General features: G+C 64.6%; 12 protein-coding genes and 1 tRNA gene. 2 read left to right on the forward strand and 11 right to left on the reverse strand.

Translation table 11 applies throughout. The annotated features are described in order from the left end of the window. Positions 1–97 precede the first annotated feature (97 nt). From ASC93_RS01070 to ASC93_RS01115, 10 genes are all read right to left on the reverse strand, one after another. Positions 98–730, reverse strand: a complete 633-nt coding sequence (locus ASC93_RS01070) for a response regulator transcription factor (protein ID WP_036228513.1) — start codon at positions 728–730, stop codon at positions 98–100. A 179-nt stretch (positions 731–909) separates the two neighbouring features. After that, positions 910–1,314 (reverse strand): MerR family transcriptional regulator, encoded by a 405-nt coding sequence (locus ASC93_RS01075; RefSeq protein ID WP_056435669.1) that lies wholly within the window; start codon positions 1,312–1,314, stop codon positions 910–912. A 24-nt stretch (positions 1,315–1,338) separates the two neighbouring features. After that, positions 1,339–1,716, reverse strand: coding sequence for an integration host factor subunit alpha (locus tag ASC93_RS01080; RefSeq protein WP_056435672.1), 378 nt, complete (start codon positions 1,714–1,716; stop codon positions 1,339–1,341). Between the two features lie 154 nt (positions 1,717–1,870). After that, on the reverse strand, positions 1,871–4,297 hold the full coding sequence (gene pheT / locus ASC93_RS01085; protein ID WP_056435675.1) for a phenylalanine--tRNA ligase subunit beta: 2,427 nt from the start codon (positions 4,295–4,297) through the stop codon (positions 1,871–1,873). 36 nt (positions 4,298–4,333) lie between these two features. Next, complete coding sequence (gene pheS, locus ASC93_RS01090) at positions 4,334–5,362, reverse strand: phenylalanine--tRNA ligase subunit alpha (protein ID WP_056435678.1); 1,029 nt, start codon at positions 5,360–5,362, stop codon at positions 4,334–4,336. Between the two features lie 135 nt (positions 5,363–5,497). Continuing rightward, entirely contained in the window at positions 5,498–5,857 is a 360-nt protein-coding gene (rplT, locus tag ASC93_RS01095) for a 50S ribosomal protein L20 (protein ID WP_056135339.1), read from the reverse strand. Positions 5,858–5,882: 25 nt separating this feature from the next. Continuing rightward, positions 5,883–6,080, reverse strand: a complete 198-nt coding sequence (rpmI, locus tag ASC93_RS01100) for a 50S ribosomal protein L35 (RefSeq protein WP_056135342.1) — start codon at positions 6,078–6,080, stop codon at positions 5,883–5,885. Between the two features lie 329 nt (positions 6,081–6,409). Beyond that, positions 6,410–6,961, reverse strand: a complete 552-nt coding sequence (infC, locus tag ASC93_RS01105) for a translation initiation factor IF-3 (protein WP_267874918.1) — start codon at positions 6,959–6,961, stop codon at positions 6,410–6,412. Between the two features lie 26 nt (positions 6,962–6,987). Further along, the gene (thrS, locus tag ASC93_RS01110) at positions 6,988–8,898 is read right to left on the reverse strand and encodes a threonine--tRNA ligase (RefSeq protein ID WP_056435684.1); all 1,911 of its coding nucleotides are present in this window, start codon (positions 8,896–8,898) and stop codon (positions 6,988–6,990) included. A 265-nt stretch (positions 8,899–9,163) separates the two neighbouring features. After that, a tRNA-Val gene (locus ASC93_RS01115) sits at positions 9,164–9,240 on the reverse strand. A gap of 102 nt (positions 9,241–9,342) precedes the next feature. Here ASC93_RS01115 and ASC93_RS01120 point away from each other — a divergent pair. Continuing rightward, a complete protein-coding gene (locus ASC93_RS01120; RefSeq protein ID WP_056435686.1) occupies positions 9,343–10,254 on the forward strand; it encodes a cation diffusion facilitator family transporter in 912 nt (303 codons plus the stop codon). An 85-nt stretch (positions 10,255–10,339) separates the two neighbouring features. Beyond that, positions 10,340–11,326 carry an NAD(P)/FAD-dependent oxidoreductase gene (locus tag ASC93_RS01125; RefSeq protein WP_056435689.1) on the forward strand — a complete coding sequence of 329 codons (987 nt, stop codon included), beginning with the start codon at positions 10,340–10,342 and terminating at the stop codon, positions 11,324–11,326. Positions 11,327–11,351: 25 nt separating this feature from the next. Here ASC93_RS01125 and ASC93_RS01130 read toward each other — a convergent pair whose 3' ends face one another. Further along, positions 11,352–15,485 carry a CheR family methyltransferase gene (locus ASC93_RS01130; protein WP_056435692.1) on the reverse strand — a complete coding sequence of 1,378 codons (4,134 nt, stop codon included), beginning with the start codon at positions 15,483–15,485 and terminating at the stop codon, positions 11,352–11,354. Positions 15,486–15,712 lie beyond the last annotated feature (227 nt).

Below are 15,712 nucleotides of genomic sequence, written 5' to 3' on the forward strand. Positions count from 1 at the left end.
CAATTAACAATCCTGCACAGCAAATGACAAATTGCTAATACAGTTGCAGGCGCATGGGCAGCCACGCGGGCGCGCGGCGGCCGCCTGCCTGCCCTGCTCAGTCGAGCAGGTTGTTTTTCATGGCGTAGTACGTCAGGTCGCTGTTCGACTGCAGCCCCATCTTTTCCATGATGCGAGTACGGTAAGTCGAGACCGTCTTGATCGACAGCGACAGAGCATTGCCGATGTCGGACACGGTCGCCCCCTTCGCCAGGCGGAGGAACACCTGGAATTCGCGGTCCGACAATTCCGTGTGCAGCGCGGTGTTCGGATCGCGATCGAAACTCTGGGCCAGCAGTTCGCCGACCTGCGAGCTGACGTAACGGCGGCCCTGGTACACGGTACGGACGGCCGTCTTGAGCTCGTCGGCATCGCATTCCTTGTTCAGGTAGCCGTTGGCCCCCATCTTGAACAGGTTCAGCGCGTATTGCTGGGCTGGATAGCCGGACAGGATCAGGACCGGCAGATTGGGCTGGCCCTGGCGAATGGTGCGCAGGATATCGATGCCGCTCTGATCCGGCATGGCGATATCCAGCAGAAGCACGTCGCAAATCTCGCGGCGTGCGATATCGAGGGCTTCGCGTCCTGTCGCGCCTTCGGCAACGACTTCGAACTCGCCCGACGACGAAAAAATCTGTTTGAAACCTGCTCGAACTATCTGGTGATCGTCACAAATGGCAACGCGTATCATTGTCTTCCCTTAAGTTTTCCCGATACAGGAAAGAGCCGAGGCTGACACCTCACGCCTCCGGTCAGGTCATGCGTTTGAGTCAGCAAACTGCAAGTGACATTTTAGCACCTCCGGGGTGCAGAACAATAGGAGCGCACGCCTGAGCTGGCTGCGTCGACCGCTGCGCGTCGGCGAGCCGGTCAGGCTGGCGGCGAGCCGTGCTTGAGCAGGGAGAGAATCGCGTGCAGCTCGGCACGCAACGCTTCCGGCTCGATGGTCGGCACGGCCGGCGGTGGTGGTTCCGGCAATGCTTCGGCGTCGTGCTGGCTCCGCCCGTCCAGGCGATTGCGCGCACCGCTGATGGTGAAGCCCTGCTCGTACAGCAATTCTCGGATGCGCCGGATCAGCAGCACTTCGTGGTGCTGGTAATAGCGGCGGTTTCCACGGCGTTTGACCGGTTTTAGCTGGGTAAATTCCTGCTCCCAGTAGCGGAGCACGTGCGGCTTGACCCCGCACAACTCGCTGACTTCACCAATCGTGAAATAGCGCTTGGCCGGGATCGGCGGCAGCACGGTCGGGTCCATCTTGTTCGGTCGGTCGTTCATCGCTCACAAGCCTTGACGGCTTTATCAGGCGGCCCGCGCCAGGGAAGGACGACCCGGGCTCCCCGGATTACCCGGATTCGCCTCTTCGACCATGCCCTTGAGTTTCTGGCTGGCGTGGAACGTCACGACGCGGCGCGCCGTGATGGGGATTTCTTCCCCGGTTTTCGGATTACGGCCGGGGCGCTGCGGCTTGTCGCGCAACTGGAAGTTGCCGAAACCGGACAGCTTGACCGCCTCGCCGCGCTCGAGCGCATTGCGGATTTCGTCAAAGAACGTCTCGACCATGTCCTTGGCCTCGCGCTTGTTCAGGCCGACCTGCTCGAACAGCAGTTCAGCCAGCTCCGCCTTGGTCAGGGTCGGCAACGCCTTTTCCGCTTCCTGCCGTACCCGGGCCACCTGCATCGCACGATGCAGATCAGCGGCCAGCGCTTCCTGGAGCACGGCGGAATCAACGTCGTTGTTGTTAATTTTAAGCCCTACCTTGTTCTGGATTTGTGATGGGGGCTCGAGAAACCGAGGCGGTTTCCCGATGCCCCTGTCAGGCATGTCGCCCTTATTACGAACGCAACTTTGCGCCGTGTTTTTGTTGCGCCGAGGCTGCGAGCGCGGCCATGATGGCCTCGACCGCATCGTCCTGCAGCGTCGATTGAGTATCTTGCAAGCCAAAGCGGAAAGCAAGACTTTTTTCATCTTGTTCCAGACCCTTGCCGCGGTATTCATCAAACAAAACAACGGCTTGCACGAGTTTGCCGAGCGGGTTCGACGCCAGTTCCGACTGGAAAGCGTCGAGCAGCGCCTGGGCCGGCACGTCCTGTTTGACGACCAGCGCCAGGTCGCGCGTGGCACCCGGGAACTTCGAGATTTCGGCGTAGCGCGGCACGTCGCGCGCGCGCAAGGCGTCGGCGTCGATCTCGAACAGTACGGGCGCCTGCGGCAGGTCGTACTTCTGCAACCAGCGCGGATGCAGCTCGCCGACGATGCCGACGACCTTGCCGTCCACCGCGACGGACGCGCAGCGGCCCGGATGCAGGGCCGGGTGCTCGGCCTTGCTGAATCGCACGGCGCGCGGCGCGAACAGCGCTTCCACGTCGGCCTTGACGTCGAAGAAGTCGACGGCGCGGGTCGGCTGCCCCCACTGCTCGTCCGCGGCGGGACCGTAGGCGATGGCGGCGACGCGCTTGGGCTGGTCGAAACCGGCCACGGCCAGCGGGCCGTCCTGCGCCTGCGGGTTGCGCAGGAAGACGCCGCCCACTTCGAACACGCGCACGCGGCCGGCCTTGCGGTTCAGGTTGTAGCGGACGTTGGCGACGAGGCTGCCGATCAGGGTCGAGCGCATCACGCTCATCTGGCTCGCGATCGGGTTCTGCAGGCGGATCGGATCGGTGTTGCCGGCGAAATCCGTCTCCCACTGCTGCTCGACGAAGCTCATGTTCACCACTTCCTGGTAGCCGAGGTCGGCCAGCTGGTGGCGGATGGCGAACAGCGAACGGGTGTTTTCCGGCTCGATCAGCATCGCCGACGGCGCCACGGGCGGCAGCGTCGGGATGTTTTCGAAGCCGTACACGCGGGCCACTTCCTCGATCAGGTCTTCCTCGATCTCGATGTCGAAGCGGTACGACGGCGCCGTCACGTGGAACAGGCCGTCCTCGCGTTCGAACGGCAGGTGCAGGCGCGTGAAGATGTCGGCCACCATCTCGTCCGTGACGGGCACGCCGATGACTTTCGCGGCGCGCGCCGTGCGCAGGGTGACCGGCTTGCGCTGCGGCAGGTTCGGCGCCTGGTCGTCGACCGGGCCGATCTTGGTCTCGGGCGTGCCGCAGATCTCGACGATCAGCGACGTGATGCGCTCAAGGTGCTCGACCGTCGTCGCATAATCGACGCCGCGTTCGAAGCGGTGCGCGGCATCCGTCGAGAAGTTGTAACGGCGGGCGCGGCCCTGGATGGCGTTCGGCCACCAGAATGCCGCTTCCAGATAGATATTCGTCGTGTCGAGAGAAACGGCCGTCGAATCGCCGCCCATGATGCCGGCCAGCGACTCGATCTCTTTCTCGTCGGAGATCACGCCGACCCAGTCGTCGACGTCGACCGTGTTGCCGTTCAAGAGCTTCAGGGATTCACCCTTGCGGCCCCAGCGCACGTCCAGGCTGCCGTGGATCTTGTCCAGGTCAAACACGTGCGACGGACGGCCGACTTCCAGCATCACATAGTTCGAGATGTCGACGAGGGCCGACACCGAGCGCTGGCCGCTGCGCTCGAGGCGGCGCTTCATCCATTCGGGCGTCGCCGCCTTCGCGTTCAGGCCGCGGATGACGCGGCCCGAGAAACGGCCGCACAGGTCCGGCGCGGAAATTTTCACGGGCAGGACTTCGTCCGTGTTCACTTGCGCGGGGCGGAATTGCGGCAGCACCATCGGCACGCCGGTCAGGGCCGACACTTCGCGCGCCACGCCCAGCACGGACAGGCAGTCGGCCTTGTTCGGCGTGAGCTTGATCGTGAATTTCAGGTCGTTCAGGCCGAGATAGTCGCGGATGTTCTGGCCGACGGGTGCATCTGCCGGCAGCTCCATCAGGCCGTTGCTCTCTTCCGAGATTTTCAGTTCCTTCGCCGAGCACATCATGCCCTGCGATTCCACGCCGCGCAGCTTGCCGACCTTGATCTCGAACGGCTTGCCATCCGCACCCGGCGGCAGCACGGCGCCGGCTTGCGCGCAGATCGCTTTCATGCCCGCGCGCACGTTCGGCGCGCCGCAGACGATGTTCAGCAAGGTGCCGGTGCCCACGTCGACCTGGCACACGTTCAGGCGGTCCGCGTTCGGGTGCTTGGCCACTTCCTTGACCTGGGCCACGACGACGTTGGAGAACGGCGGCGCGACCGGTTCGACCTCTTCCACTTCCAGGCCGGACATCGTGAGCAGGTGCGCGAGTTCGTCCGAATTCATCTTCGGATCGACCATGGAACGGAGCCAGTTTTCAGAGAATTGCATATTCGTTTGCCTTGGTGTTTATCGGACGTGTGCTGCTTAGTTGAATTGCTTCAGGAAGCGAAGATCGCCTTCATAAAACAGGCGCAAATCGTTGATCCCGTAGCGCAGCATGGTCAGGCGCTCCAGGCCCGAACCGAACGCGAAGCCGATGAATTTTTCCGGATCGAGTCCGAAATTGCGGACGACCGTCGGGTGCACCTGGCCGGCGCCCGACACTTCCAGCCAACGGCCCTTGAGCGGACCGGAACCGAAGGCGATGTCGATCTCGGCCGACGGTTCCGTGAACGGGAAGTACGACGGGCGGAAGCGCACCTGCAGGTCGTCCGTCTCGAAGAATGCCTTCACAAAGTTCAGGTACACGCCTTTCAGGTCGGCAAAGCTGATGTCTTCGCCGATCCACAGGCCTTCGACCTGGTGGAACATCGGCGAGTGCGTGGCGTCGCTGTCGACGCGGTACGTGCGGCCCGGTGCGATCACCTTGATCGGCGGGGTGTGCGTGCGCGCATAGCGCACCTGCATCGGGCTCGTATGGGTGCGCAGCAGCAGCGGCTTGCCGGTGCTGTCGTTGCCTTCGATGTAGAACGTGTCCTGCATCGAGCGGGCCGGGTGGTTTTCCGGGCTGTTCAGCGCCGTGAAATTGGTCCAGTCCGTTTCGATCTCGGGGCCGTCGGCCACGTCGAAACCGATCGAGCGGAAAATCTGTTCGACCCGCTCCCAGGTCCGCATGACAGGGTGGATGCCGCCCGTCGCACGGCCGCGGCCCGGCAGGGTGACGTCGATGGCTTCGGCGTTCAAGCGGGCGAGCAATTGCGCATTGGCGAGATCCTCGCGGCGGGCCGTCAACGCCTGTTCGATTTTTTCTTTGGCGGCGTTGATCAGGGCACCTTGCGCCTTGCGCTGATCGGGGTCGAGCTTGCCGAGGCCCTTCATCAGTTCGGTCACCTGGCCGGTCTTGCCCAGGTATTTCGCTTTTGCATTTTCCAGCGCGGCAGCGTCTTGTGCGGCGCCAAAGTCGGACTGGGCCGACGTAACGAGTTGTTCCAGCGCGAGGTTTGCGAGATCCATGCGTGTTCTTTTCCTATTGATGGCGGGAGGCGCCAGAAACAAAAACAGGGCATCGGTCGTGAAACCTTTGCCCCGTCCTTTGCGCATCGGCCACCCCGGGGCGGCGCGATGCTGGTCTTGCGTTCGCTGTCTGAATTAAGCAGCCAGCTTTGCCTTGACGGTGTTCACGATAGCGGCAAAAGCCGGCTTGTCGTTGACAGCCATGTCGGCCAGGACTTTACGGTCCAGTTCAATCGCGGCTTTCTTCAGGCCGTTCATGAATGCGCTGTAGGTCATGCCGTGCGAACGCGAAGCTGCGTTGATACGGGTGATCCACAGTGCGCGGAAAACGCGCTTCTTGTTGCGGCGGTCGCGGTATGCGTACTGGCCAGCGCGCATGACGGCTTGCTTGGCAATACGGAATACTTTGCTGCGGCGGCCACGATAGCCTTTGGCAAGCGCAAGAACCTTCTTGTGACGGGCACGTGCAGTAACCCCACGTTTTACTCGAGGCATATTAGCTCCTTAGTGTGATGTGAGATTAAGCAGACGGCATCATGCGGTAGACGCTCTGGACGTCGGACGCATTGATGTTGCGGGTGCCACGCAGCTGGCGCTTGTTCTTGGTGGTCTTCTTGGTCAGGATGTGACGCTTGAACGCCATACCCGATTTGACGGTACCACCCGGGCGCACGCGAAAACGCTTTTTCGCGGAGCTTTTGGTTTTCATTTTCGGCATAGTCTTCTGCCCTCTTACAGGCAGCCTCATATGTGACAGGATTGCAGGTGGCAGCAACGCTGCTCTTGGATGCCTGCTTTCACTTGTCTCTGCAGCGGAAGCGGGTCCACTACAGTCTTGCATCCCGTGCCGTTGAGCATGGGAACCGCAGATTCTAGCACAGTTTTATTGGCCTGGTGGGTTCGGGGAGCCCACCCTACGGCAATTTCAATCCCGCGACGACGTCAAAATGGAATAGGCCAGGCCCGGGCCGCGGGCGAACCCGGGCCCGGGCCTGGCCCGGCTTGACTGTCGCGGCGAGATCGAACCCGCGGCGAAGCGGCGAAGAATTATTTCTTCTTCTTGGGCGCAACCACCATGATCATCTGGCGGCCTTCCAGTTTCGGAAACTGCTCGACCTGGCCATACGGCTCGAGGTCGCCGCGCAGGCGCTCCAGCATGCGCTGACCAATATCCTGGTGAGCCATCTCGCGGCCACGGAAGCGCAGCGTGATCTTGGTCTTGTCGCCTTCTTCCAGGAACTTGATCAGGTTACGCAGCTTGATGCTGTAGTCACCCTCGTCCGTACCCGGACGGAACTTGATTTCCTTGACCTGGATGATTTTCTGCTTCAGCTTCGCTTCGTGCGCCTTCTTCTGCTCCGAATACTTGAACTTGCCATAGTCCATCAGGCGGCAGACCGGGGGAACCGCGTTCGGCGCGATTTCCACCAGATCCACGTTCGCCTCTTCAGCCAGACGAAACGCGTCGGCCAGGCTCACAATGCCCAGCGGTTCGTTGTCTATCCCGTTCAAACGCATTTCCGGATAGTTGATTTCGCCATTGATGCGATGTCCCGACTTGTCAGTAGCTATGTTGTTTCCTTTGAAAGTAAGATGGATAGTGCCGTCTCAAGGCGTCAGCTTGATCACTTTGCCTTGGATGCTACCTCGCCTTGGAGGCGTTCCAGCAGCGCATCGACCGACATGACGCCAAGGTCGACATTGCCGCGAGCGCGAACGGCCACAGTGTTGGCATCCCGCTCTTTATCGCCGACAACTAGGATGTACGGCAGTTTTTGGACGGAATGCTCCCGAATTTTATAGGTAATCTTCTCGTTCCGCAAATCAGCGTGAACACGCAGGCCGGCCGCCTTCAGCTTCGCTTCGACTTGTTTGACGTAGTCGGCCTGCGCATCCGAGATGTTCAGGATGGCAACCTGGACCGGCGCCAGCCACAGCGGCAGCGCGCCGGCGTAGTTCTCGATCAGGATGCCGATGAAGCGCTCCATCGAGCCGACGATCGCGCGGTGCAGCATCACGGGCACTTTGCGGGAATTGTCTTCCGCGACATATTCAGCGCCGAGACGGCCCGGCATCGAGAAGTCGACCTGCATCGTGCCGACCTGCCACGGACGGCCCAGGCTGTCCTTCAGGTGGTACTCGATCTTGGGACCGTAGAACGCACCCTCGCCCGGCAGCTCGGTCCAGGTCACGCCGCAGCCGCGCAGCGCGGAACGCAGCGCTTCCTCGGCCTGGTCCCACACCTCGTCGGAACCGATGCGGTTGTCCGGGCGCAGCGCGATCTTGACGTCGATGTTCTCGAAACCGAAGTCCTCGTACACCTTCATCGCCTGGGCGTGGAAGGCAACCACTTCGGGCGCGATCTGCGCTTCGGTACAGAACACGTGGCCGTCGTCCTGGGTGAAGCCGCGCACGCGCATCAGTCCGTGCAGCGCGCCCGACGATTCGTTGCGGTGGCACTGGCCGAATTCGCCGTAGCGCAGCGGCAGGTCGCGGTAGGAACGCAGGCCCGCGTTGTAGATCTGCACGTGGCCCGGGCAGTTCATCGGCTTGAGCGCATAGGTGCGGTTTTCCGACTCGGTCGTGAACATGTTTTCACGATAATTGTCCCAGTGACCGGTCTTCTGCCACAGGGTGACGTCGATGATCTGCGGCGCCTTGACTTCGTTGTAGCCGGTGACCTGGTAGGTCTTGCGCATGTATTGCTCGATCTGCTGCCAGATGGTCCAGCCTTTCGGATGCCAGAAGATCAGGCCCGGCGCCTCGTCCTGGAAGTGGAAGAAGTCCAGCTGCTTGCCCAGCTTGCGGTGATCGCGCTTCTCGGCCTCTTCCAGCATGTGCAGGTATTGTTCCTGGTCTTCCTTCTTGGTCCAGGCGGTGCCGTAGACGCGCTGCAGCATCTCGTTCTTCGAATCGCCGCGCCAGTACGCGCCGGCCAGCTTCATCAGCTTGAACACCTTCAGCTTGCCGGTCGAGGGCACGTGCGGGCCGCGGCACAGGTCGGTGAACTTGCCTTCGGTGTACAGCGACACGTCCTCGTTCGCCGGAATCGACGCGATGATCTCGGCCTTGTAGTCTTCGCCGATCGATTTGAAGTAGGCCACGGCTTCGTCGCGCGGCAGCACCTTGCGCGTGACCGGCTCGTCCTTCTTGGCGAGCTCGGCCATCTTCTTCTCGATGGCCTGCAGGTCGTCCGGGGTGAACGGACGCTTGTACGAAAAGTCGTAGTAGAAGCCGTTGTCGATCACGGGGCCGATCGTGACCTGCGCTTCCGGGAACAACTCCTTGACGGCATAGGCCAGCAAGTGGGCGGTCGAGTGGCGGATCACGTCCAGGCCTTCCGGGTCCTTGTCCGTGACGATGGCCAGGTCGGCATCGTTCTCGATCAGGAACGAGGTGTCGACGACCTTGCCGTCGACCTTGCCGGCCAGCGCGGCCTTGGCCAGGCTCGGGGCGATGCTGGACGCCACCTGGGCGACCGTCACCGGACCTTCGAATTGACGGCTCGAGCCGTCCGGGAGGCGAACATTCAACATTGTGAGCTCCATCGGCGCCATGCGCCCGTTGCGTTTATTAAGTTTGATACTGGAAAATTCTGGACGAAAAAAAACGCGCACCAGGCGCGTTTTTTCAGTGTCGTCGAGCTCCGGTCGTTTTCCGGACAAAAGCACACCCTACCGCGTCTAGCGATTCCCCCACAACGTCGTTGTAGTTCGCGGTGTCATAACCGTTTGTGCCTTTCTCGCTCTTACTGACGACAAGAGCGGAAAACCGAAGTTCCCCGCATTGTCTTTTGTGTTCTGGTGGGCGGTGCAGAATTCGAATCTGCGACCCCTTGGATGTCGACCAAGTATTCTAACCAGCTGAACTAACCGCCCGTATGCCGCCATTATAAGGAGTCGGCCGGATATGCGCAAGGTGGGGACGGCGCGGGCGCCGTACCGGTATACTCCCGCCTGTTTCCTTTCATTCCATCCTACATGTCCGACCAGTCCGGCTCCTCCGCCCACCTCCACGCCCACCTCGACGGCGACGCCCGCCATGCCCACACGATCGAAGGCCGCAGCCAGAAAGCGATGGCCATCGCGCTCGGGCTGACCTTGCTGTATGCGGTGGTCGAAGTCGTCAGCGGTTTCATGTCGAACTCGCTCGCGCTGATCTCGGACGCCGGCCACATGGTGACGGACGCCGCCGCCCTCGGCCTCGCGCTGCTGGCGCAATTGATCGCGCGCCGGCCGCCGTCGGCGCGCCATTCGTTCGGCTTCGTGCGCGCGGAAGCGCTGGCCGCCTTCGTCAACAGCCTCGCGATGCTCCTGCTCGTGGGCTGGATCGTGTACGAGGCCGCGCAGCGTCTCGCGCACCCGGAATACGTGGCCGGCAAGACCGTGCTGATCGTGGCCGGCATCGGCGCCTGCATCAACATGTCCGTCGCGTGGGTGCTGTCGCGCGACGAGCAGAGCATCAACACCCGCGCGGCCCTCGTCAACGTGCTGGGCGACCTGCTGGGCTCCATCGCCGCCATCGCGGCCGGCGCCGTCATCCACTTCACGGGCTGGGTGCGCATCGACCCGATCCTGTCGATCTTCGTGTCGCTGCTGATCCTCAAATCGACGGTCGGCATCCTGCGCGAGTCCTACCACTTCCTGATGGAAGGCGTGCCGCACCACATCGACTACCTGCAGATCGGCGCCGACATGGCCGCCATTGCCGGCGTGCGCTCCGTGCACGACCTGCACGTATGGGACATGTCGCCCGGCGAGCCCGCGCTCATCGGCCACCTGGAAATCGACGACCTGAACGCCTGGCCCGCCATCCTGCGCGCCGTGAAGGAGATGCTGCGCGACAAGCACGGCATCGAGCACGTCACGCTGCAGCCCGAGGCCGTGCACTAGTCCGACGTCCTGTAAGCCGCTTCCGACCCGGCCTCGGGGCACACGCCGATAGCCCAGCCGCACGCACCCTGTGGATAATCGGCCCATGCCTACCCCATCCGATCTCGCCACCGCCAAGGTTTACGACACCCTGATCGTCGGCGGCGGCCCGGGCGGCCTCACCGCCGCCATCTACCTGCGCCGCTTCACGCGCAACGTCGCCCTCGTCGACAAGGGCAACAGCCGCCTGCGGCTGATCCCCGTCTCGCACAACTATCCCGGTTTTCCGGAAGGCGTGCCCGGCCACATCCTGCTGGGCAACCTCACGACGCAGCTGGCGCGCTACGGCGGCTGCGTGATGCCGGGCGAGATCACTGACCTGCGCATGGAGGACGGCCTGTTCGCGGCCGATTACGCGCCCGACGGCGAGGACGGCACCGTCACGATCCGCGCCCACACGGTGGTGCTGGCGACGGGCGTCACCGATGCCGGCCTGCCGATCGAGAACTGGCGCGAGGCCGTCGCGTTCGGGTCCGTGCGCCTGTGCCCCGTATGCGACGGCTTCGACGTGATCGACAAGCGCATCGCCGTCGCGACGGCGGCCGTGAATCCGGTCGGCCACGCGCTGTTCATGCGCACGTTCAGCGCCGACGTGACCCTGTTCGAACGCGGTTCGCCGTCGATGCTGGGCGCCGACGACCGCCGCCGCCTGATTGCTGCCGGCGTGCGCTACGTCGATTCCCCGCTACTGTCCGTCACGCTCGATGCGGCGATGAAGCCCGTGCTGCACACCGACGACGGCCGGGCCCACGAGGCGGACGTGTTCTATCCGATGCTGGGCGAGACCGCGCGCTCGGGCCTCGCCGCGGCGCTGGGCGCACGCACGGCGCAATGCGAGGAGATCGTCGTGGGCGAGCATCAGGAGACGACGGTGCCCGGCCTGTACGCGATCGGCGATGTCGTCGTGGGATTGAACCAGATCGCGGTCGCGACGGGCCAGGCCGCGCGCGCGGCCGTGCGCATCCACAACCAGCTGCCACCCGCGCTGCGGCCGCCGGCGCAAGGTCCGGCCGCCCTGCGGACCACGTCGTGATCCTCCCGCGGGCGCCGCGGACGGCTCATGCGGACGCCGCGCGCCGGACCGCCAGCAGGTCGCGGATGATTTCCGTGAGCCGCTCGACCGACATCGGCTTGCCGACGTGCGCATCGAAGCCGGCCGCGCGGGCCCGTGCAATGTCGGACGGGCGCGCGAGCCCGCTCACGGCAATCGCGGGCAGCGCGGCATGGCGCGGCATCTCCCGCACCGCCTTCAGCAGCGCATAGCCATCCATCCCCGGCATGGAAATATCCGACATCAGCAGGTCGACGTCGCTGTCCGCGAGGATCTCGAGCGCCTGCGGTCCGCTGGCCGCACCCGTCACGAACGCACCGTGCATCTCGAGCAGGGCCTTGCACGTCACGACCACGTCCTCGGCGTCGTCGACCAGCAGGATGCGCACGCCGGCGATACCCGCGGCGACCGTGCCTTTCCCGGCCAGCGGGAGGCCGCCGTCGCGGCCCAGCAGCGGCAGCCAGACGGAGAAACGCGCCCCTTTGCCGACGCCCTCCGAAAACGCTTCGACGCGGCCGCCATGCAGCGTGGTGATCTCGCGCACCAGCGCGAGCCCGATGCCGAGCCCGCCCTTGGCGCGCGTGGTCACGGAGCCGGGCTGGGCGAACATTTCGAAGACCTGCGGCAGAAAACCCGGCGCGATGCCCTGCCCGGTGTCGCTGACGTCGATCCGGGCCAGGCCGTCCTCGCGGCCGAGACGCACGGACACGCTGCCGCCCGGCGGCGTGAACTTGATGGCGTTGCTCAGCAAATTCATCACGACCTGTTCGATCCGTACGCTGTCGGCCATCACGCCCAGGCCGGGATCGTCCGCCTCCAGGTCGATCGCCAGCCGGCCGGCGACGGGATCGGCGCGCACCGCGTCGACGGCGCCCTGCACCAGCGGCAGCAGCTGCACCGGCGCCATCTGCATCGTCAGCTTGCCGGTACGCACACGCGACATGTCGAGCAGGTCGTCGATCAGCTTTGCCTGGCTCAGCACCGCGTGGCGGATCACGCCGGTGGCGCGCGCGACGACCGGCAAGCCGCGCAGGTCGGGCAGGCGCGACAACAGCTCGACGTTGATGTGGATGAGATTCAGCGGGTGGCGCAGCTCGTGCGCCATGATCGCCAGGAACTCGTCCTTCAGCCCCAGCGCCAGTTCCGCGTCGGTACGGTTGCGCTGTTCCGCGGTCAGGGTCTGTTCCCGCTCCTGCTCCTGGCGCACGCGCTCGGTCTCGTCGCGCGCGATCATCGCATAGCCCTGGAACTCGACGTTCCGGATCTGGATGATCTCGCTCCGGCAAAACAGCGTGCCGCCGTTCTTGCGCAGGTACCAGCGCTCGTCGATGGCGCGGCCGTCGCGGCGCACGCGCTCGATCTCATCGGCCGGCGCGCCGTGTCCGCGCTCCTCGGGCGTGGACAGGAAGTCCAGCTCGAGCCCCATCACCTCGCTCTCGCGATAGCCGAACATGCGCTCGGCGCCGCGGTTCCAGCTCGTCACGCGGCCATCCTGGTCCATCGTGACGATCGCATAATCCTCCGTGCTCGCGGCCACCAGGCGCATGCGCGCCTCGCCCGCGCGCAGCTTTTCCTCCGCTTCGCGCCGGCCCGTGATGTCGATGAAGGTCATCACCGCGCCTTCGATGCGATCCTCGGTGGTGCGGTACGGCTGCACGCGCACGATGTAGTAGCGGCCTTCCTGGCTGCGCACCTCGCGCTCGACCATGCGCAGCGTGTTGAAGGTCAGCGCCACGTCGTCGGCCAGCTCGGGATAGTCAAGGCGGTGCGTGAGGTCCAGCAGCGACCTCCCGCCGTCGGTCGGGATGACCGAGAAGATGTCGGCGGCGCGCGGCGTGAAGCGCTTGATGCGCAGGCCGCTGTCGACGAAGATCGTGGCGATGTCGGTGGCGGCGATCAGGTTGTTCAGGTCGTCGTTGGCCTTGCCGGTCTCCTCGACCTTGAGCTTGAGCTCGTAATTGACGGTGACGAGTTCCTCGTTGACCGACTGCAGCTCTTCCTTGCTGGTTTCCAGCTCTTCCGTGGCCGAGCGCAGCTCCTCGTTGATCGCCTGCAGTTCCTCGTTGGCGGCGCGCAGCTCCTCGTTCGAGACCTCGGCATGCTCGATGGTTTCCTGCAGCTGCTGCTTCTTGCGCTGGAGTTCGGCCTCCAGCTGCGACAGCACCGCTTCGTCGCCATGGTCCTTGCCGTCGTTCCGGTCCTGGTCGGACTCCCGCTCGACGTCCGCGAACGTCACCAGCAGGAAGTCCTGCGCGGCCTCGTCGTCGTGGAACGGCCGCACCGACATGCTGACCACGCACTGGTGCCCCGCACGCGCCATCGACACCTGGCGCCCCTCCACGGCCGCGCCGGTGTGCTGCACCTGGTACAGGGCGCTGCGCAGGTCGATGCGCAATTCCGGCAGCACCAGCGTGAGGATATCGCGCGACGGCTCGCCGCCGACCATGCGCATGTAGCGGGCGGCGTGCCCGGACATGTGGACGATGTTGTGGTCGGTGTCGACGATCACGCTGGGCGGCGCGAACTGGGCCAGCGCGCGCCGGTGCACCTCGGCCGGCGGCGCCAGGCGGCGCGCCGTCGACACCAGCGTGCGCGGCTCGGGCAGGTGCAGGTGCAGCGGCGCGCCGGGTTGCGCCCGGTGTTGCGGCAACGTGCGCACGGCGGCCCGCGCGCGGTAGATGCGGTTCTTCTTGTCCACCGGGACGAACAGTTCGTCCAGCGCCTCCGCCGACTCCGACGAGCCGAGGAACAGGTAGCCGCCCGGCTTGAGCGCGAAGTGGAAGGTCTCCAGCACGCGCTGCTGGATGTCGCGGTTCAGGTAGATCAGCAGGTTGCGGCAGGTGACGAGGTCGATGCGCGAGAACGGCGGATCGCGCAGCAGGTTGTGCTCGGCGAACAGGATGCGGTCGCGCACCGGCTTGCGGATGTGGTAGCGGCCATCCTCGCGCGTGAAATGCTGGCGCAGGCGGCCCGGCGGCACGTCGGTCACGATCGAGACCGGATACAGCCCGGCGCGCGCGACGGCGATCGCGTTCGCATCGATGTCCGAGGCGAAGACCTGGTAGGCGGGCGGATTCGTCATCAGCGCCGCCTGGTCGGCCAGCAGCATCGCCACCGAATACGCTTCCTCCCCGGTGGCGCAACCGGCCACCCAGGCGCGCACCTCGTCGCCGGCCTTGCGGTCGCGGAAGACGGCGGGGATCACGTCGCGCTCCAGCGCCTCGAACGCCTCGCGGTCGCGGAAGAAATTCGTCACCCCGATCAGCAGGTCGTTGAGCAGCAGCTTGTGCTCGCTCGCGTCGGCTTCCAGCAGGCGCAGGTAGTCCGGCAGCGACCGCGTCGCGCGCACCTGCATGCGGCGTTCGAGGCGGCGCAGGATGGTCGCGCGCTTGTACTGGCGGAAATCGTGCCCGGTCTGCATGCGCAGCAATCCGAGGATGCGCTGCAGCGCCTGCTCCGAAGCGGCGCCGTCGTCGACGATGACCAGTGCCGGACCTTCGCCGCCTTCCGCCGGCGGCAATTCGATCACGCTCGCATTGCGCCACAAATCGATCAGCTTCTGCGGCATCTCGGCGACCGGCAGGATGAAGTCGACCTGCCCGGTACTGATCGCCGCCAGCGGCATGCCGTCGTGTTCCGCGTCCGCCGGACTCTGGACGATGATCACGCCGCCCATTTCCTTGACCCGCCCGATGCCGGTCGCGCCGTCGCCGCCGGTGCCCGACAGCAGGAGCACGATCGCGCGCTCCTTCTGCGCCTCGGCCAGGGTGCGAAAGAATGCATCGATGGCGATGTGCTGCCCGCGCGGCCGCCGCATCTCGCTGACGACGAGGTTGCCGTCCGACATGCTCAATTGCTTGCTCGGCGCGATCACGTAGACATGGTTGGGTTCGATCTTGACCGCTTCCGTGACCTGGAGGACCGGCATGCGGGTGACGCGCTGCAGGACCTGGTCGGCGCTGCTCTCGTGCTTCGGCGACAGGTGCAGGATCACCACGAATGCCATGCCGTTGTCGGCGGGCATGTGGCCGAACAAGGTGAGGAGTGCCGGCAGGCCGCCCGCCGATGCGCCGATGCCGACGACCGGAAAGGTCAGGTGCGGTGCAATACCGACGGCGGCGACGTTGGGCATCTCGGTCATGGGGTTCATTCTCGGTAGAGGAACTGCGAGTCTAAGCGATAGTGGCACGTTTGGATGGCCGGCGCCGTGGCGACGAGAAAATATTTTGCCGCTGCCCACCATGCATTGCCGGACCTGGCCGACCCGCCCTTGCACAGCGAACGCGGCCGCGTCGACTTATCAGCCCTGCCCCGCCAGTTCGATGCGGCGCCGGATGCGTTCCACCGCGGCCGCATCGCCCGCCGCGC

Source organism: Massilia sp. Root335 (assembly GCF_001425685.1).
In the GTDB taxonomy this organism is placed as follows: Bacteria; Pseudomonadota; Gammaproteobacteria; order Burkholderiales; family Burkholderiaceae_D; genus Telluria; species Telluria luteola.